Raw genomic sequence first — 17,511 nt, 5'->3', positions numbered from 1 at the left:
CACCCAAGACAACGCCCGCAACCTCGCGCTCCAGGAGCGCCACATGCAGCCCCACATGCTGGTGCGTCGCACCATCGCCCTGGTGCTGGCTGGTGGCCGCGGCTCCCGCCTCAAGCAGCTGACCGACCGCCGCGCTAAGCCAGCGGTGTATTTCGGCGGCAAGTTCCGCATTGTGGACTTCGCGCTCTCCAACTGCGTGAACTCCGGCATCCGCCGCATTGGTGTGATCACCCAATACAAATCGCACTCGCTGCTGCGCCACTTGCAGCGCGGCTGGAGCTTTTTGCGCGCTGAACTCAACGAGATGGTCGACCTGCTGCCCGCCCAACAGCGGGTAGACGAAGAGCACTGGTACCGCGGCACGGCGGATGCGATCTACCAGAACCTGGACATCATCCAAAGCAGCAAGCCCGAGTACGTGGTGGTGCTGGCCGGTGACCACATCTACAAGATGGACTACTCGCTCATGCTCAAAGACCACGTCGAGAGCGGCGCGGGTTGCACCGTGGGTTGCATCGAGGTGCCCCGCGACGAGGCTTCTGCCTTCGGCGTGATGGCCGTGGACGGCACCCGCATGATCACCGAGTTTGTCGAGAAACCCGCCAACCCGCCCGCCATGCCCGGCAACGACGCCGTGTCTCTGGCCAGCATGGGCATTTACATCTTCGATTCCAAGTACCTGTACGACCTGTTGGAAGACGACCTGGCCAACCCCGAGTCCAGCCACGACTTCGGCAAGGACGTGATTCCCCGCGTGGTGCGCGAGGGCAGGGCGGTGGCGCACCCGTTCTCCATGTCGTGTGTGTCGTCCACCCCGGACGCCGTGCCCTACTGGCGCGACGTGGGTACCATCGACGCCTTTTGGGAAGCCAACCTCGACCTCGCATCGGTCACGCCCGAGCTGGACATTTACGACACCAACTGGCCCATCTGGACCAGCCAGCGCCAGTTGCCACCTGCCAAGTTTGTGCAGGACGCCGATGGCAAGCACGGTCAGGCCATCAACACCATGGTGTCGGGCGGCTGCATTGTGTCGGGCTCGGTGGTGAGCAACTCGGTGTTGTTTAGCAGCGTGCGCATCCACTCGTTCTGCGTGATCGACCAGGCCGTGCTGCTGCCCGAAGTCACCGTGGGGCGTGGTTGCCGCCTGAGCCGGGTGGTCATCGACCGGGGTGTGGAAGTGCCAGATGGCTTGGTCATCGGCGAAGACCCGGTGGCGGATGCCGCGCGCTTTGAGCGCACCGACAACGGGGTGGTGCTGGTCACCAAAGACATGCTGAAGAAGTTGGTCACCCCCTGAGCCGCTGCGCGTCTCCCCCCTCACTACAGAAAAAACCTATGCGCATCCTGCAAGTCAGTGCTGAAATTTTCCCGCTGCTCAAAACCGGAGGGCTGGCTGACATTGCCGGCGCGCTGCCGGCGGCACTGCACGAGGCGGGCTGTGATGTGCGGGTGCTGTTACCCGGCTTTCCGGCCATCGTGGCGGGCCTGCGCAATGCCGCGCCGGTAGGGGCGTTTGTCATGCCCTGGGGCGAGATGGTGGAGGTCGTTTACGGCGACCTGCCGGCCTTGGCTCGGGGTGACATGCAGCAGGGTGCTTATGTGCTCATGGCCCCGGGTCTCTACGAGCGCCCTGGTAACCCCTATGAAGACGCTAATAAGCAGCCCTATGGCGACAACCACCGCCGCTTTGCCGCGCTGGGCCAGGCGGCGGCGCACTTGGCGCATGGCATGGACAGTCTGTGGCGGGCGCAGTTGGTGCACAGCCACGACTGGCACGCAGGTTTGGCCAGCGCTTACCTCAAGCTGTGGGCCGACCGCGGTGCGACCCGCGTTCCCTCGGTGTTTACCGTGCACAACCTGGCGTACCAAGGCGTGTTCGGGCCGCAATACTTTGGCGACCTCGGCCTGCCCGGCGAGGCTTTTCATGTGCAGGGCATGGAGTTCCATGGCCAGCTCTCGTTCATGAAAGCCGGTTTGTTTTACGCCAGCCACATTACCACCGTGAGCCCCACCTATGCCCGCGAAATCCAGACGCCGGAGCAGGGCTGCGGGCTGGACGGCTTGCTCATGGCGCGCCGCGATGCATTGAGTGGCATCTTGAACGCGGTGGACGACACGGTCTGGAACCCCGCCACCGACAGCTTGCTGGAACAAAACTTTGACGCCCGCCACATGGCCGGTAAAGCGCTCAACAAAGCCATGTTGCAAGGCACCATGGGTCTGGCCATTGAGCCCGACGCGCCCTTGTTTGCCGTGGTGAGCCGCCTTACCGACCAAAAGGGCCTGCCCTTGGTGCTGGCCGGCTTGGATGAAATCGTGACCCGCGGTGGCCAGTTGCTGGTGCTGGGCAGTGGCGACACGTGGTTGGAGCAAGCCTTCACCGAGCGCGCCAAAACCCACGCCGGCCGAGTGGCCGTCAAGCTGGGTTACGACGAGTCTTTTGCCCACAAGGTGTTCGCCGGGAGCGACGTCACCTTGGTGCCCTCCCGCTTCGAGCCCTGCGGTCTGACCCAGATGTATGGCCTCAAATACGGCAGCCTGCCTTTGGTGCGCCGTGTGGGTGGCCTGGCCGACACCGTGACCGATAGCGACTTGGAGACCCTCGAAGACCGCAGCGCCACTGGCTTTGTGTTCGATGCGTTTGACGAAACCGCCTACCGCAAGGCCGTGCGCCGCGCGTTTGCGCTGTACCACCGCAAGGCCGAGTGGAACCGCGTGCGCCAAACCGGCATGAAGCTTGCCTTCGACTGGGCTACCGCCGCCGGGCACTACACCCACCTTTACCAAAGGTTGATTCAAGAATGACCACCTCTACCACCCCTATGACGAGCGCCCCTGTGAACTTTGAATTCGACGCGCCCGGCCGCGATCTGGAGTCGCTCAAGCGCTCCATTGCCAATAAATTGATGTTTGTGGTGGGCAAAGACCCCGAGGCCGCCCGCCCCGAAGACTGGCTGCACGCCGCTGCCTATGCGGTGCGCGACCAGCTGGTTGAGCGCTGGATGACCACCACCCGCGCCCAATACGCCCAAGACTCCAAGCGGGTCTACTACCTCAGCATGGAGTTTTTGATCGGCCGCACCTTCAGCAACGCCATGTTGGCCGTCGGCCTGCGGGAGCGGGTCAAACAAGCCCTGGCCGATTTCGGGGTGGATATGGACGCCGTAACCGAGCTGGAGCCCGATGCCGCTTTGGGCAACGGGGGCTTGGGCCGCTTGGCAGCCTGCTTTTTAGACTCCATGGCCACGCTGAATATTCCGGGTTTCGGCTACGGCATTCGCTACGACTACGGCATGTTCAAACAAACCATTGTGGACGGCCGCCAGGTGGAAGTGCCCGACTACTGGCTCACCCACGGCAACCCCTGGGAGTTTCCGCGCCCCGAGGTGAACTACCGCGTGCAGTTCGGCGGCCATGTGGTGAAAGTGGGCGACGCCTACCAGTGGGTGGACAGCCACGACGTGCAAGCTATGGCCTATGACACCATCATCCCCGGCTACGCCACCAAGGCCACCAACACCCTGCGCCTGTGGTCGGCCAAGGCCACGCAAGAGATTGACCTCGGCGCCTTCAACCGCGGCAACTACATGGCCGCGGTGGAAACCAAAAACCACTCCGAAAACGTGTCCCGCGTGCTCTACCCGGACGACTCCACCGCCTCCGGCAAAGAACTGCGTTTGCACCAGGAGTATTTCTTCTGCAGCGCCAGCGTGCAAGACCTGTTGCGCCGCTACCTGCGCACCCACGACAACTTTGAGAGCCTGCCCGACAAGGTCAGCATCCACCTCAACGACACCCACCCGGTGCTGGCCATTCCGGAGCTCATGCGCCTGCTGCTCGATGAGCACCACCTCTCGTGGGCCGACGCTTGGCGCCTGTGCCAAGGCGTGTTCAGCTACACCAACCACACCCTCATGCACGAGGCGCTGGAGACCTGGCCGGTGGAGATGATGGGGCGCATCCTGCCGCGCCACCTGCAAATTATTTACGACATCAACGCCCAGTTTTTGCACCAAATCTCGCTGCGCGGCGGCAGCCCCGAGCTGCTGCGCAAGGTGAGCCTGGTGGACGAGGCTGGCGAGCGCCGCGTGCGCATGGCCTACCTGGCGGTGGTGACCAGCCACTCGGTCAACGGTGTGTCGGCCCTGCACTCGGAGTTGATGAAAGAGAGCATCTTTTTCGACTTTGCCACCCTGTGGCCCGAGCGCTTTAACAACAAAACCAACGGCATCACCCCGCGCCGCTGGCTGGCACAGGCCAATCCGGCGCTGTCTGCGGTGCTCGACAAGCAGGTGGGCACCGGCTGGCGCCGTGACCTGACGCAGCTGAGTGGCTTGAATGCGGTGCTGACGCAGCCCAAGGTGATAGAGGCCTTTCAGGGCGCCAAGCTCGCCAACAAGCAGCGCCTGGCTGATTGGGTACAGGCCAACATGGGCCTGACCATCCCGACCGATGCGCTGTACGACGTGCAGGTCAAGCGCATTCACGAATACAAGCGCCAGTTGCTGAACGTGCTGCATGTCATCACCCGCTACCTGCGCATCATCAACAACCCCGGCTCGGTGACGGTGACGCCCCCAGTTCCTCGTGTTGTGGTGTTTGCAGGTAAGGCCGCATCGGCCTACCACATGGCCAAGCAGATCATTCACCTCATCAACAACGTGGCCAAGGTGGTGAACAACGACCCGCGCGTGGGCAACCTGCTCAAGGTGGTGTTCATCCCCAACTACAGCGTGAGCCTGGCGGAGCGCATCATCCCGGCGGCGGATTTGTCGGAGCAAATCTCCACCGCCGGCACCGAGGCGTCCGGCACGGGCAACATGAAGTTCGCGCTCAATGGCGCGCTGACCATCGGCACGCTGGACGGCGCCAACGTGGAAATTCTGGAGAACGTGGGGGCCGACAACATCTTCATCTTCGGCCTGACCACGCCCCAGGTGGCCGCCACCCGCGCCGCCGGCTACCAGCCGCGCGCCATTGCAGAAGGCAACGCCGAGCTGACTGCGGTGCTGGAAGCCATCCGCGACGGCGTATTCAGCCCCGACGAGCCAGGCCGCTTTCAGGGCATTTACGACCTGCTGGTGAACTGGGGCGACCACTACCTGCTGCTGGCGGACTATGCGGCCTATATTGCCGCGCAAGAGCAGGTAGACGTGGCCTATCAGAGCAAAGAAGCCTGGTCCGTCATGGCCCTGCGCAACGTAGCGGCCATGGGCCCGTTTTCTGCAGACCGCACGATTGGCGAGTACGCGGACAAGATCTGGAAGAGCAAGCCGCTGGAGCTCGCTTCCTGAAGGGCGTTCAGAAGCAGATTGGTGTCAAATCAGCCTCTGGCCCAAGGGGCGTGTGTGCTAGCAGCTCCAAATTTTGTAGCAGGCGTCGCTACAGGCGAATCGCCCAAGACAGCAACCAGCTGACCCAGGTGCCAGCAGGTGACGACGAAGCCCGCAAAGTCAGCTCACACCGTTTGCTCAATTGTTTGACAAAGCAAGTTCTCGCTGAAACTGCGAGGCATGTGTGCGTGCGCCATGGCTGATAGCCGACCAAATGTGCTCAGGGAATCCGGCAGGCAATCGACTCTCTACGGCATCTAGTGCGGAACTTGTGCTCTCGACCATGCTTTGCATTTTTTCCCAAACGCCTTCAACTCCGCACTCACGTGCCAACCTTTCCCAGTGCCGCACACGGACTTCGTTGAGTCGATAGTGGGCGCTCTTGGAGTGCAGCGCCATGGCAAGTTTCGCGTCTTGATAGGGGAGTAATTTGTGGGGCTCTGAGCCGATGTAGGGCCAGACTGAAATGACGTCGTAGAGCGGGGTCATTCGATACGCACCGCCGCGCAGTATGAATATCGAAAAGTTCTTGGCATGTCCATCAGTGGCTGCCAACAGCCAGAACGCCAGTTGTGCCAAGACGAACTGCGATCGATCAGCATCAGCCTCTTGGCTACCTGCCAATTGCGCCATGCATTTGGCAATTCCAGGGCCACCATGAGACTCGTACTTCCGGCTGGGTGATCGCCCTGTGATCTGACAAAAGTCTTCTTGGGGTAGACGTGCAATCCACACGTCGCTACCTGGCTCAAAGCCAGATTCATTTTGTTGACCAGGCGCGATGTTCTGCCAACGACGATCAAACCGTTCCACCACCAGTGCCTTTTGACCTTCGAAGGCCTCCATCTCCGTTGCTGCCACTGGAAAGCCCATGGCCTCCAAGATCTTGGAACATACCCACTCGTTATCGACAGAGTCTCTCAAAGTAGCGAGCTGATTGCCCACAATCCCCAAGGGGAGCTTCAGGATGTGGGTGGTCGGTGTTGCACCTTGGGGCATGCGCCACGAGCCCCCGTATTTCAGGAGCGCAGTTTTTTCTTGGGCGCCGGCAAGGGATAGGCGGAAATCCTGGTCTACATCGATACCTTGCCCCAATGCGAGGCTCGAAGAGGCATTGCGCAGTTGCCGGGCAACGTCGCTTTCGGACAATGCAACGGATGCCACTTGATCCCAGCCAAGTGGTGTCATGTCGGGAGGGAGCAACTGAACCGCCCCGACGCAATCACGCCCTATCGCAGTGAGCAACTCGTAGGCGCCCGTGGATCGCGTGCCATAGCGTGTGCGGATGCGTTGTCGAATCGCCTCGTTATCCGGCAGCAGGTTGTCAAAATAGTGGTCAACCACCTCGCCGCGGTGCTCGCTATTTCCCGCTGTCATGGGAATGGAAAGTGACAAGGGACGCGATGCGGGCGACTCCATCCAGCGGGGCTCGTAGCGAAATACCGACGTTCTGGAGCGCGAATGCCTCCAGTTGCCCACCAGCAGGCCATTCATCCAGACATTCAAGCTGTCCGCCATGGTTACCAGTCACCCCGCTCGCTTTTTGTAAACGCAATTTCCGCTGCCGATGTGAGCGACTCTCCGGAGGTATCTGCGGCATGGACCTGAACGACGGGCGTTTGAGTAGGGCTCGCACCTTCGCTGTCGACGTGGATACGCACATTTGCGCCCAGGGCACTCAGTACCTTGAGCAGTTGTTCCACGCTGATGCTCAAGGGGTCGCGCTCAATCCGAGCGACGCGGGATTGACTGAGTCCAAGTTTTTCTGCGAGCTGTTTTTGGCTCCAGCCGTTTGCCAGACGCAGCGCACGCAAATGCACCGCGAGTTGATCTGGTGTTTGAAGCAGGTAGGTCACGGTTGGATAGTATGCTCAAAAAGGCATATTTGCAATATATGCCTCGATAAGCATGTTTGGCGCGGATGTTAGATTGGTAATTCGCGCCTACCCTGCAAAACACCCATTTCAGCAGAAAGATCCATCAAATCGGCCTCTAGCCACCGAATCTATTGCGCGAGTAGCTATTATTTTAGGAGCGGTTGAATCCGCTCCCAGAAGAGGTAGCCCGCCAGTAGAGCCAGGTGCAGCCAGACAGTTACCCAATAGGTGGTTTGAAAACTGGCTTTCACCGTTTTGTGCCGCAGCACTTGCTGCGCCGCCCGCGCAGCAGGCCAGCCGCCTGCCAGCGCCAGCAGGTGCAAAGTGTCTTCCTTGGTTCTCCACTGGCCTTTTTGTGCTGCGTATTTGTCCACCCAATAGGCAAAAAAGGTGGCGAGGTTGATGCCCAGCGCACCGAGTCCCGCCAGCAGCGGGAGCTTGTGTTGCCAGATGCCCCACACCAGCAGGGCGATCCAGATCAGGGTCAAGGACCCTATCCCCATGAAGGGCGTGGACTCTTCTGGCGGCCTGGCCGCTTGGCGGGGGCGCGCTGCGGGTGCTGCTGTGCGTGGCGCTGAGCGGTGGTTGTTAGTGGGACGGTGAGCATCCCGGGCGCTGAAAGGTGTTGCGCTTAAGTTGCGCTGCCGCACGGCCATGGCCCTCGGGCCTTTGCCGCCAACGTGAATTTCTTCAAAATCTACCGTCGCACCCAACGGGGGCTGAGCCCCCCCGTGGCAATCACGGATATGAAAAAAAATATCCTGGCTGGTTGCGTTGCAGCGAATAAAGCCAAAGCCTCGCTGCGCGTCGAACCGGACCACTTGGCCCTGCTTTTGCATGTGAAGTCCCCCCTGTGCGCGCCGCTATGTTGCGGCTATCGCGGGCTCGCTGGCAGTTATCAACCGCCCAGCGCCACGTAGACGTTTTGCACGTCGTCATTGCCGTCGATGGCGGCCAGGAAGGCTTCTACCTCTTCCAGCGCTTCAGCGCTCAGGCTGGTGGGGTCGACAGGGTTTTTGGCTTTGTAGCCCAGCTTCATGGACAACACGTTGAAGCCGAAGTTGGGCAGGGCGCGGGCGACCAGGTCCAGGTCGGCCGGGTCGGTGTAAAACACGGTGTTGCCTTCTTCGTCGCCGGCTTCAAAGTCTTGTGCTCCGGCTTCAATAGCCGCCACTTCGGCGTCGGAGTCGGCAGCAGCGGGTGATGCTTCGATCATGCCCAGGTGGTTAAAGTCCCACGACACCGAGCCGCTGGTGCCCAGCTGGCCTTTGCGGAACAACACGCGCATTTCAGGCGCGGTGCGCTTCACGTTGTCGGTCAGGCACTCCACCATCACGGCCACTTGGTGGGGCGCAAAGCCTTCGTAGATGACGTGTTCGTAATTGATGACTTCACCGGTCAGACCCGCACCTTTTTTGATGGCGCGGTCCAGGGTTTCTTTGGGCATGGAGACCTTGCGGGCCTGTTCCACCACCAAGCGCAGCTTGGCGTTGGCGGCCGGGTCTGCACCGCCACGGGCGGCCACGGTAATTTCTTTCACCAGCTTGGTAAACAGCCGGCCCTTGGCATCGGCTACCAAGGCCTTGCCCTTTGCTTTCCATTGCGCGCCCATAGCGAGTCTTTCTTGATGTTGAAGGAATAGATTTTACTTGGCTGCCTGAGGGGCTGAGCCGGTGCCGGGCGCAGCGCGCCATTGGGCGATGCGGTGTTCCACCTGGGTGTGAAACAAGTAGCTGGCACCGAGCGCTGTGAGCCAGCTGGCTGCCATGAAAAGCAGGGCCGCGTCGCCGTTGTCCGAGCCAATCTCGGCCCACGCGGCGTTGGCAAGCAGCAGCACGGCGTAGTGCACCAAAAACAGGGCGTATGAGGTGCGGCTGAGCAGGGCGATGGCTCGGTCCAGGGCTCTGGGCAGTTGCAGCTGCGCGCTGCCGAAACTCGCGAGCAAGGCCGACACGCTGATAGCCAGTGCCATGCGCTCCCGGAAACTCACCGCCAGCGCGACCAGCCCGATACACAGGGTGGTGGCATACAGGCCCACGGCGTACAGACCATGGCGGGCCCGCTGACCCGCCCACCACGCCAGGGCGCCCAGGCCATAGGCGCCAAAGAAATACACCGACCAGATGTCCCACTCCGCATCCGTATTGAACCAGGTGATGGATGCCACACACAGCAGCGCCACCAGCGCCATGCTCAGCCAGCGCTTGCCGCCGCCCAGCCACAACACCAGGGCCAGGGTGGCATAGAGTTGGAAGTCGATTGCCACGTACCAGACCCCGGCCGACAAAGACTCCACGTCCGCCACGCTGTGCAGCAGGCTCGCATGGGCCAGCAGTTGGGGCAAGGTGGGGGCAGCCGGAACGACGCCCGCCTCCAGGAACGGGCGCGCCACCGCGGAGCACAGAACCGTGAGCAACAGGGCCGCCACAAAGGGCAGGGCCAAGCGCTGGTAGCGCTGCCAGATGCCGCTGAGCACGTCGGTGGTCGGGCGCTTGGTAAGAGCGAAACCGCGGGCTGCCAGGTAGCCGGCAATTACCAGAAACACCTGCACGGCCATGCGGGCGTTGTCATAGAGCCACTCGAACACTTCGGGCAAGGCGCTGGAGGCAGCTTCTGAGAGGGGGCCATAGGCAGAGAAGTGGTGCAGCACGATGCACTGGGCTGCAATCACTTTCAAGATATCAATCAGCCGGAACGAGGCGAGGGCGGGCAGGCGGGCAACAGTCATCAGGGCGGGCACAAAGGGGCGTGCCGGCCCGGGGAATCAGGCCAGCGTGTAAAGCGGAATGTCTTGGGTGCTTGCAAGCTCGTCGAGCTGCGCGCGGGTTTGGCCGGCCACAAAAGCTGCCACGGCGGCGTGGGCCTCCGGGGTCATCATGGCCAAGGGGTGCGATTGTCGCAGACCGGCAGCGGCGCCCAAGGACGCTGCGAAATGGGGCTCCAGGGCCGCCATGGCGACCCGCCCGTCTTTGCACGGGTAGACGCGGTAGCCCGCGTGCCCCCCGCCCACGGCGGCACCGGCTTGGGTCAAGCCCCAGCGCCGTGGCAGCGCGAGGTAGCCCGCGGCCACTGCGAGCGCAATCTCCATCCACACGCCTTTGCCTTTGGCCTGGGTGAGCAGGCGGGTTTGCAGCACGGCTTCACTGGTCATGAGTGAGCCGCCCATGTCGGCATACAGGGTGGGGGGCATCTCCAGTCCGGTGACGAGGTCGTTTTCGGCCAGGTAGGTCAGGTCGTGGCCCGGCTCCTCGGCGCGGGCACCGGGCGCCCCCACGATGGCAACCATCGACAACTGCGGGTACTGCTTTCGCAGTGTTTTCCACTCCAAGCCGAGCTTTTTGAGCGCGCTGGGGCGGAAAGACGTGAGTAGCACGTCGGCCTTGGCCAGCTCTTTGTGGAGGGCGCGTTGGCCGGCCTCGGTTTTCAAGTCGGCGGCAAGCACCCGCATGCCGCGGTGCATAGCCTCATAGGCCGGGCGGTTGTACAGGCCCATGGGGTCGCCGGAGGCGCCAGCCCGTGCGCCGGCTGGGGCGGGCGGCTCCAGCTTGATGCAGGTCGCCCCCATGTCGCGGCAGCGCATCAGGGCGGCAGGGCCCGGCAGATTGAGCGCCAGGCTCAGGATACGGGTGCCCTTGAGAGGGCGGTGTGCGGGAGCTGCGGGATGGGCGGGTGATTGCAGTGGCATGATTTGCTATCAAAAAAGGAGCTGTTGGCGCACATTCTGCATGGGCTGGAGGCCTATTTCTTACCCAAGTGTCGCCAACTCGACGGCCCAAGTCTGGAGCCAGGCCAGTGCATCGTCTTCGGGCGTTGTGGTTTCCATGGCGTCGATCACACAGGTATCGCCGAGTTTGCGGGCCCCCAGGTCTTGCAGTTTGGCGTCGAACTGCTTGCCGCCACCTAAAAAGGTGTCGCCGTAGCTGCTGTCGCCCAGCGCCACCAAGCCGTAGCGCACATGGCCGAGGTATTTGGCTTGGGCGTCCAGGCTGTGGAACAGGCCGGTGGCATTGTCGGGAACATCGCCCGCGCCGGTGGTCGAGGTGCACACGATGAAGGTGCCGGGCGTGTCGAACACGGAGATATCGAGGCCGTCCATGGGCAGCACGTCGATGGTGGCTCCGATGTCGTCGGCGCCTAGTTGGAGGGCTTCGGCCACGCTTTGGGCGTTGCCATGGACAGTACCGACAAGAATAGTGAGGTGCATAGCGGGTTTCAGAGGACTTCTAGAGCGTTCGCAAGATGATAGGGGCAATAATGTCGGCCTCTCCCGGCGACGGGATTCCCGTTTTTCTCAGGTGCACCGTGACCCAAGTTTTTGACCCCCAACTCGGCTTTGCTTTTCTGGCCGATTTGCCCACGCTGGACCTTGATCCACCCAAACGCGCCAGCCGCAGCCCCAAGGCTGCCGCGGCCAAAAGCCCGAAGACTGCCGTGCCTCCACCCGCGCCGCTGATGGATGCCGAGGCCATGGCCCGTGCCCTGGAGGCCCACGCCGATTACCGGGTACAGCGTCGCCTCAAGCCGTGTCTGCAATGGCCTGGTGCCACCGACAAGCCGGTGAAGACGATTCTGGTGCTCGACACCGAGACCACCGGGCTGGATCAGTCCAAAGAAAAAATCATAGAACTCGCGCTGTTGCGGGTGTCGGTCGATACCGAAACCGGGCTCCCGGTCGGGCCGGTCGAGGTCTATGACGGCTTGGAAGACCCGGGCAAGCCCATTCCCCCTGAAGTGGTGGCTATCACCGGGATTCAAGACGCCGAGGTGCAAGGCCAGGCGCTGGATGAAGTGCGCATTGCCGCCCTCATGCAGGGGGTGGATGTCGTGATTGCCCATAACGCAGGCTTTGACCGTCCGTTTGTGGAAGCGCGGCTGCCGGCGTTTGCCGGGATGGCGTGGTCCTGCTCGTTTGCAGATATTGATTGGAAGGCCCAAGGGCGCGGCTCTGCCAAGTTAGAAAGCCTGGCCGCCGAGCTGGGCTTGTTTTACGACGCCCACCGGGCCGAAATGGACTGCCACGCCCTGCTGGCGGTGTTGGCGGCCCCGCTCCCGCAGCCCGCTAGCGAGACCGTGCGAACCGGCTTGGCCCAGTTGCTGCAGGCGGCCCGCAACCCGAGCTACCGCCTGAGCGCGACCAACGCGCCGTTTGAGGCCAAAGACTTGCTCAAGGCCCGGGGTTACCGCTGGAACGCAGACCAGCGCGTGTGGGCCACCCGCCTGAGCGACGATGCCGCGCTGCACACCGAGTTCGATTGGTTGCGCCAAGAGGTCTACGCCGGGCGCCATGCGGCCGTGCAAGTAGAGAAGATGGATGCCCTGACCAAATACTCCAGCCGCAGCGGCCACACCGTGTACCAACAACTTTAAGGGGGGCGATGCTCATGGGGCAGCTACTCAGCGTGCAGGTCGGGGCGGCCCGCAAGGTGCAAATTCAGGGGCGCAGCATTCTGACTGCGATTCACAAGACCCCGGTGGTCGGGCCGGTGCCGGTGATGCCGCTCGGGCTGCTCGGGGATGAGCAGGCCGATCCCTCGGTGCATGGCGGGCTCGACAAGGCGGTCTATGCCTACCCGTCGGAGCACTACGGGTTCTGGCAAGAGGCCCGCCGCGCTGCGGGCGCAAGTGGTTTTGATGACACCTTGCCCTATGGCTCCATGGGCGAAAACCTCACGCTGGCCGGCCTGCTGGAGTCCGACCTGTGGGTGGGCGATGTGCTCCGGTTTGCGCACTGCGCACTGCGCGTGGTGCAGCCGCGGGAGCCCTGCTACAAATTCAATGCTGCCATGGGGTTTGCCGGTGCGGTCAAAGCTATGGCCCAAAGTGGGCACTGCGGGTTTTATCTGGCGGTGGACGAGCCCGGGCAGATCGGGGCGGGGGAGTCGTTCACGGTGGTTTCGGGTTCACGGCAAACATCTATCGCGGGCCTGTTTCAAGCCCGGATATTCAAGCACCTGCGCTAGCAGCACTGGTGGGCGCTGCGCAGGCAGGTGGCCTAGCCGCGGTTCAGGGTGGTGTTGATCGCCGCGGCCAGTTCGTTGGGCTCGAACTTGGCCACGTAAGCGTCTGCCCCCACGCCGGTGGCGTGGCCCTCGCTGGCGGTGCCGGTCAGGGATGAGTAAACGATGACGGGTATGCCGGCAAACCGGTTGTCGTTTTTAATACTGCGGGTGAGGGTGAAGCCGTCCATCTCGGGCATTTCAAGATCCGTCAACACCATTGCGACCTTGTCGCTGGCGCGCTTGCCGTGGGCAATGGCGTCGCTGTGAATCTGGGCCAGGCGCTCCCAGGCTTCTTTGCCGTTTTTGACAGCTACATACGACACGCCCATGGTCTTGAGACTTTCCTCCACCAGCATGCGGGCAATGGCCGAGTCGTCGGCAAACAAGATGGTCGACCCCTCGGGCAGTTTGATTTTCTGCAGGTTTCCGGACGACTCCATCTGGGTATTGGGAAACACATTGCGGATGATTTGCTCCACATCCAGGACCTGTGCCAAGCGAGAGTCGATCGCGTCACCATCAATGCGGGCAACGCCGGAGAGCAGGCCCGAACTGTTGTTGTCGGCGGCAAGCAGGTGTTTCCAGTCGAGCTGAATGATTTCGACCACTTCGTCCACCAAAAACGCCTGGGTGGTGCGCGCAAACTCGGTCACCAGCACGATTTTGGAGTCGGTTTTGGGTACACAACCCGCCAGTGCCGGCAGGTTGATCACTGGTATCAATTGGCCGCGCACGTTGGCCAAGCCCAGAGCGTGCTGCGGGGCATTCACGATGGTGGTGATTTCGGGGGCCACCACGATTTCGCGCACCTTGAAGACGTTGATGCCAAACAACTCCCGGCGATCGGAGCCTGGGGTGTCCCCGAGGCGGAACAGGAGCAGCTGAAACTTGTTGTCCGCCCCGTGAGCTCCTTGGTTTGCTGTTTTGGTGTTCAGTGGTGTGCTCATAGTCCGGCCTTATGCTGCGGTGTTGTCGTTGTCACTTTACCCGTTTCCCCGCTCGTGCGCTTCAGGTAATGGAGAGGGTTTTTGCCGCTTCTCTTAAAAGTTGACGCACCTGCGGGACATCGGGGCCGATGTGGGCATCGATCCGGCGGATATAGGGGCAGGTCAGGGTGGCCAGTGCGGTGTTGTCAGGGCCGAGGATGGGGAAGGAGATATCCACCACCCCCAAGGTTTGGGCGCTATCGCGTTCCAGATAGCCCCGCTCGCGGATGGCTGCGAGCTCCGCTCGTAGTTTGTCTTCGGTGGTGGGGACCTCTCCATCGAGGGGGGTGTGCTCGGCCATCATGCGTTGGTAGCTGCCTGCATCGGCATAGGCGAGCAGCAAATGGCCGGAGGCGGTGTCCAGCAAGCCCACCCGCGCGCCCCGTTGCACCGCAAAACTCCAGCCGCTCGGGCTGTTGATTTGTGCGCTGATCAGCACATTGCCCCGGTCGTACACGCCCATGTGGCAACTTTGTTCAGCCTTGCGGGTGAATTCATCCATGACCGGCAGGGCCTGGTTGATCAGCCTGCTCAAAGGTGGATGCATGTTGGCGAGCGCAAACAGTTTCAGGCTCAGGGCGTAGCGGTCGCCGGAGGGGCTGCGCATGACATATTGCCGTGCGACCAGGCGCTCCAGCATGCGGTAGATCTCGCTGGCACTGCGGTCCATTTCTTTGACGATTTCGGCGCGGGTCAAGCCTTGGGGTTGGCTTGCCAGCAGCTCCAGGATGTCCAGCCCTTTGTCCAGCGCGGGGGCGCGGTAGCGGTCCTCGGCGGCGAGGCTGGTGTCTTCCATCTCATCAGGTTTCGGGCGGCGGCCACGGGGTTTGGGGGCGGTATCGGTCATGGAGTCTCTTTGTTGTTCTGGGGCTAACGTGTTCTTTTTATAGCAGAGCCTGGCGACTGCTAGGGAAAGTACTGAGCCGCGTTAGGCGAAGTGTCGTTACCATTTGCTTCATCGGTGAATTGATTGTTTATATTTAAATTAATGTAACGGAGTCCGGGATATGACCGCAGGCAGGCTGACAGGCAAAACGATTTTGATTACCGCTGCAGCGCAGGGTATCGGCCGCGCCAGTGCGCTGGCTTGTGCCCGCGAAGGCGCCAGCGTGATCGCCACGGACATTAACGCCGAGCTCCTGGAGCGCTTGTGTGCCGAGGCTCCCGGCATCCGCACTGCGGTGTTGGACGTGCGCAGCGATGCGGCCGTATCCGCACTGGCAGCCGAGTTGCCCGCGCTGGATGTGCTGTTCAACTGCGCTGGCATGGTGGCCAATGGCTCGGTGTTGGAGTGCACAGAGGCAGATTGGGACCTGAGCTTTGACCTGAATGTGAAAAGCATGTTTCGCATGACCCGCGCGTTTCTTCCCGGCATGCTGGCCAAAGCCGCCCAGAGTGGCGGCAGTGGGTCCGTCATCAACATGGCGTCGATGGCTTCCAGCATCAAGGGGTTTGCCAACCGTTGTGCCTATGGCGCGACCAAGGCCGCGGTGATCGGCCTGACCAAGTCTCTGGCGGCGGACTACGTGAAAGCCGGCCTGCGGGCCAATGCTTTGTGCCCGGGTACGGTGGATACCCCGTCGCTGCGCGGTCGCATTGCGTCGGCGGCCGACCCGGTGCAGGCGGAAAAGGACTTTGTGGCCCGGCAACCCATGGGGCGTTTGGCGCTGGTGGAGGACATCGCGCCCATGGTGGTGTTTCTGGCCAGTGACGAGTCCCTGTTCGTGACGGGTCAAACCATGCTGGTCGATGGTGGCGTCACCATTTGAGGTTTGCAGTTCATGAGCTCATCTCTTGCGCAGGTGCCCGTGATCGAGGTTCGCAACCTCAGTAAATCCTTTCCCGGTGTCAAAGCGCTGGACCATGTGCGCTTTGACTTGTTGGCCGGCGAGGTGCATGCCCTGATGGGTGAAAACGGGGCCGGCAAGTCCACGCTGATGAAGATCTTGGCAGGCGTCTACCGCATGGATGGTGGCGAGGTTTTGCTGGATGGCCAGCCTGTGGATATTCAGAGCCCCGCTCACGCCCAGGCGCTGGCGATCGGGATCATTCACCAGGAGCTGCACCTCATGCCGCACCTGACCGCAGCGCAAAACATGTTTATCGGTCGTGAGCCGCGCAGACTGGCGGGGTGTCTGCTTGACGAGGCGCGCCTGAATGCGGAGGCCCTGGCGGTGTTCGAGCGGCTGAACCTTCAGCTTGACCCGCAGACCCGGATATCGGATCTCACGGTTGCCAAGCAGCAAATGGTGGAAATAGCGAAAGCGCTCTCGTTCAAATCGCGGGTGTTGATCATGGATGAGCCGACCGCTGCGCTGAACAATGCGGAGATTGCAGAGTTGTTCCGGATCATCCGTCAGCTCAAAAGCGAAGGGGTGGGCATTGTCTACATCTCGCACAAGATGGATGAGATCCAACAAATCGCAGACCGCGTCACGGTCATGCGGGATGGCAGCTATATCGACACCGTACCGGCGCACACCCCGATGGCACGGATCATCGCCATGATGGTGGGGCGCCACCTTGAGGTCAGTGACAAGCACATTCCGGATACGGCTGCCAATGAAGTGCTCTTAGAAGCCCGTGGGTTGAACCGCGGGCGGGCGATTCGGGATGTGAGTTTCAGCGTGCGGCGGGGCGAGATTTTGGGGTTCGCAGGCCTGATGGGGGCGGGGCGCACCGAGGTGGCTCGGGCCGTTTTCGGTGCTGATGCTATCGATAGCGGAGAGGTCTTTGTCGCCGGGAAGCCGGTGCGACTTCGCTCCCCTCGGGACGCAGTGGATGCCGGTATCGGCTACCTGTCGGAGGACCGCAAGCACTTCGGTCTCGCAACAGGCATGGACGTGGCCGCCAATATCACCTTGCCGAGCTTGTCCCGTTGGCTGCGGTGGGGTGTGTTCTTGAACCAGACGGCCATTAGCCGGGTGGCAGCGTCCATGGTCGAGAAGCTCCGCATCAAAACGCCCTCCATCTACCAGGTGTCCCGGCTCTTGTCGGGTGGCAACCAGCAGAAGGTGGTAGTTGCCAAGTGGCTGGTGCAGGATTGCGAAGTGCTGATTTTTGATGAGCCCACCCGGGGGATCGACATAGGCGCCAAGAGCGAGATCTACAAACTTTTAAATGAACTTGCGGCGCAGGGGCGGGCCATTGTGGTGATTTCCAGTGAACTGCCGGAAGTCTTGCTGCTGAGCCATCGCATTCTGGTGATGTGCGAAGGACGCATTACGGGTGAGGTGCGGGGAGATGCAGCAACTCAGGAGAGCTTGATGGAGTTGGCTACCCGCCGTGAGGCATTGGCCGCCTGATGCGCAGC

Annotated in this window: 16 protein-coding genes; 7 read left to right on the top strand and 9 right to left on the bottom strand. The window is 61.9% G+C overall.

Going from position 1 to position 17,511, the window contains the following annotated elements; translation table 11 throughout:
• Positions 1 to 43 precede the first annotated feature (43 nt).
• Genes glgC through QZW03_RS12270 form a run of 3 tightly spaced genes read left to right on the top strand, consistent with a single transcriptional unit; the run spans position 44 to position 5,297 of the window.
• Entirely contained in the window at positions 44 to 1,300 is a 1,257-nt protein-coding gene (gene glgC / locus QZW03_RS12280) for a glucose-1-phosphate adenylyltransferase (RefSeq protein ID WP_296510413.1), read from the top strand.
• 38 nt (positions 1,301 to 1,338) lie between these two features.
• Positions 1,339 to 2,808 carry a glycogen synthase GlgA gene (gene glgA / locus QZW03_RS12275; protein ID WP_296510292.1) on the top strand — a complete coding sequence of 490 codons (1,470 nt, stop codon included), beginning with the start codon at positions 1,339 to 1,341 and terminating at the stop codon, positions 2,806 to 2,808.
• A 17-nt stretch (positions 2,809 to 2,825) separates the two neighbouring features.
• Complete coding sequence (locus QZW03_RS12270; protein WP_296510412.1) at positions 2,826 to 5,297, top strand: glycogen/starch/alpha-glucan phosphorylase; 2,472 nt, start codon at positions 2,826 to 2,828, stop codon at positions 5,295 to 5,297.
• Positions 5,298 to 5,474: 177 nt separating this feature from the next.
• Here the strand turns inward: QZW03_RS12270 and QZW03_RS12265 are convergent, their stop codons facing one another.
• From QZW03_RS12265 to QZW03_RS12235, 7 genes are all read right to left on the bottom strand, one after another.
• Positions 5,475 to 6,854 (bottom strand): type II toxin-antitoxin system HipA family toxin, encoded by a 1,380-nt coding sequence (locus QZW03_RS12265; RefSeq protein ID WP_296510291.1) that lies wholly within the window; start codon positions 6,852 to 6,854, stop codon positions 5,475 to 5,477.
• Positions 6,855 to 6,856: 2 nt separating this feature from the next.
• Positions 6,857 to 7,192: a helix-turn-helix transcriptional regulator gene (locus QZW03_RS12260; protein WP_296510290.1), complete on the bottom strand. Its 336-nt coding sequence runs from the start codon at positions 7,190 to 7,192 to the stop codon at positions 6,857 to 6,859.
• A 167-nt stretch (positions 7,193 to 7,359) separates the two neighbouring features.
• On the bottom strand, positions 7,360 to 8,052 hold the full coding sequence (locus tag QZW03_RS12255) for a cold shock and DUF1294 domain-containing protein (protein WP_296510289.1): 693 nt from the start codon (positions 8,050 to 8,052) through the stop codon (positions 7,360 to 7,362).
• Positions 8,053 to 8,111: 59 nt separating this feature from the next.
• The gene (locus tag QZW03_RS12250; protein WP_296510288.1) at positions 8,112 to 8,825 is read right to left on the bottom strand and encodes a YebC/PmpR family DNA-binding transcriptional regulator; all 714 of its coding nucleotides are present in this window, start codon (positions 8,823 to 8,825) and stop codon (positions 8,112 to 8,114) included.
• Positions 8,826 to 8,858: 33 nt separating this feature from the next.
• Complete coding sequence (locus tag QZW03_RS12245) at positions 8,859 to 9,941, bottom strand: acyltransferase (protein ID WP_296510287.1); 1,083 nt, start codon at positions 9,939 to 9,941, stop codon at positions 8,859 to 8,861.
• A 36-nt stretch (positions 9,942 to 9,977) separates the two neighbouring features.
• Positions 9,978 to 10,898 carry a CoA transferase gene (locus QZW03_RS12240; protein WP_296510286.1) on the bottom strand — a complete coding sequence of 307 codons (921 nt, stop codon included), beginning with the start codon at positions 10,896 to 10,898 and terminating at the stop codon, positions 9,978 to 9,980.
• A 60-nt stretch (positions 10,899 to 10,958) separates the two neighbouring features.
• Positions 10,959 to 11,417 (bottom strand): flavodoxin domain-containing protein, encoded by a 459-nt coding sequence (locus QZW03_RS12235; RefSeq protein WP_296510285.1) that lies wholly within the window; start codon positions 11,415 to 11,417, stop codon positions 10,959 to 10,961.
• A 98-nt stretch (positions 11,418 to 11,515) separates the two neighbouring features.
• Between QZW03_RS12235 and QZW03_RS12230 the strand changes: the two genes are divergently transcribed.
• Complete coding sequence (locus tag QZW03_RS12230) at positions 11,516 to 12,580, top strand: 3'-5' exonuclease (protein ID WP_296510284.1); 1,065 nt, start codon at positions 11,516 to 11,518, stop codon at positions 12,578 to 12,580.
• A 14-nt stretch (positions 12,581 to 12,594) separates the two neighbouring features.
• Positions 12,595 to 13,173, top strand: a complete 579-nt coding sequence (locus QZW03_RS12225; protein ID WP_296510283.1) for an MOSC domain-containing protein — start codon at positions 12,595 to 12,597, stop codon at positions 13,171 to 13,173.
• Positions 13,174 to 13,205: 32 nt separating this feature from the next.
• Here QZW03_RS12225 and QZW03_RS12220 read toward each other — a convergent pair whose 3' ends face one another.
• Both QZW03_RS12220 and QZW03_RS12215 read right to left on the bottom strand, forming a co-directional pair.
• On the bottom strand, positions 13,206 to 14,159 hold the full coding sequence (locus QZW03_RS12220) for a chemotaxis protein (RefSeq protein WP_296510282.1): 954 nt from the start codon (positions 14,157 to 14,159) through the stop codon (positions 13,206 to 13,208).
• A 61-nt stretch (positions 14,160 to 14,220) separates the two neighbouring features.
• Positions 14,221 to 14,994: an IclR family transcriptional regulator gene (locus QZW03_RS12215; RefSeq protein ID WP_296510411.1), complete on the bottom strand. Its 774-nt coding sequence runs from the start codon at positions 14,992 to 14,994 to the stop codon at positions 14,221 to 14,223.
• 211 nt (positions 14,995 to 15,205) lie between these two features.
• Between QZW03_RS12215 and QZW03_RS12210 the strand changes: the two genes are divergently transcribed.
• Positions 15,206 to 15,967, top strand: a complete 762-nt coding sequence (locus QZW03_RS12210) for an SDR family oxidoreductase (RefSeq protein WP_296510281.1) — start codon at positions 15,206 to 15,208, stop codon at positions 15,965 to 15,967.
• 12 nt (positions 15,968 to 15,979) lie between these two features.
• Positions 15,980 to 17,503 (top strand): sugar ABC transporter ATP-binding protein, encoded by a 1,524-nt coding sequence (locus QZW03_RS12205; RefSeq protein WP_296510280.1) that lies wholly within the window; start codon positions 15,980 to 15,982, stop codon positions 17,501 to 17,503.
• The last annotated feature ends 8 nt before the right edge of the window (positions 17,504 to 17,511 follow it).

This window comes from Rhodoferax sp. (assembly GCF_013297935.1).
Classification (GTDB): Bacteria; Pseudomonadota; Gammaproteobacteria; order Burkholderiales; family Burkholderiaceae_C; genus Allorhodoferax.
Note: the sequence above shows the minus strand (reverse complement) of the source record. Positions and strands in the feature narration are given on the sequence as shown.

Coding starts and splice junctions, on each gene's coding strand:
- QZW03_RS12270 (WP_296510412.1), top strand. CDS start 2,826: ATGACGAGCGCCCCTGTGAACTTTGAATTCGACGCGCCCGGCCGCGAT.
- QZW03_RS12240 (WP_296510286.1), bottom strand. CDS start 10,898: ATGCCACTGCAATCACCCGCCCATCCCGCAGCTCCCGCACACCGCCCT.
- QZW03_RS12265 (WP_296510291.1), bottom strand. CDS start 6,854: ATGGCGGACAGCTTGAATGTCTGGATGAATGGCCTGCTGGTGGGCAAC.
- glgC (WP_296510413.1), top strand. CDS start 44: ATGCAGCCCCACATGCTGGTGCGTCGCACCATCGCCCTGGTGCTGGCT.
- QZW03_RS12235 (WP_296510285.1), bottom strand. CDS start 11,417: ATGCACCTCACTATTCTTGTCGGTACTGTCCATGGCAACGCCCAAAGC.
- QZW03_RS12255 (WP_296510289.1), bottom strand. CDS start 8,052: ATGCAAAAGCAGGGCCAAGTGGTCCGGTTCGACGCGCAGCGAGGCTTT.
- QZW03_RS12215 (WP_296510411.1), bottom strand. CDS start 14,994: ATGGAAGACACCAGCCTCGCCGCCGAGGACCGCTACCGCGCCCCCGCG.
- glgA (WP_296510292.1), top strand. CDS start 1,339: ATGCGCATCCTGCAAGTCAGTGCTGAAATTTTCCCGCTGCTCAAAACC.
- QZW03_RS12225 (WP_296510283.1), top strand. CDS start 12,595: ATGGGGCAGCTACTCAGCGTGCAGGTCGGGGCGGCCCGCAAGGTGCAA.
- QZW03_RS12220 (WP_296510282.1), bottom strand. CDS start 14,159: ATGAGCACACCACTGAACACCAAAACAGCAAACCAAGGAGCTCACGGG.
- QZW03_RS12210 (WP_296510281.1), top strand. CDS start 15,206: ATGACCGCAGGCAGGCTGACAGGCAAAACGATTTTGATTACCGCTGCA.
- QZW03_RS12250 (WP_296510288.1), bottom strand. CDS start 8,825: ATGGGCGCGCAATGGAAAGCAAAGGGCAAGGCCTTGGTAGCCGATGCC.
- QZW03_RS12205 (WP_296510280.1), top strand. CDS start 15,980: ATGAGCTCATCTCTTGCGCAGGTGCCCGTGATCGAGGTTCGCAACCTC.
- QZW03_RS12245 (WP_296510287.1), bottom strand. CDS start 9,941: ATGACTGTTGCCCGCCTGCCCGCCCTCGCCTCGTTCCGGCTGATTGAT.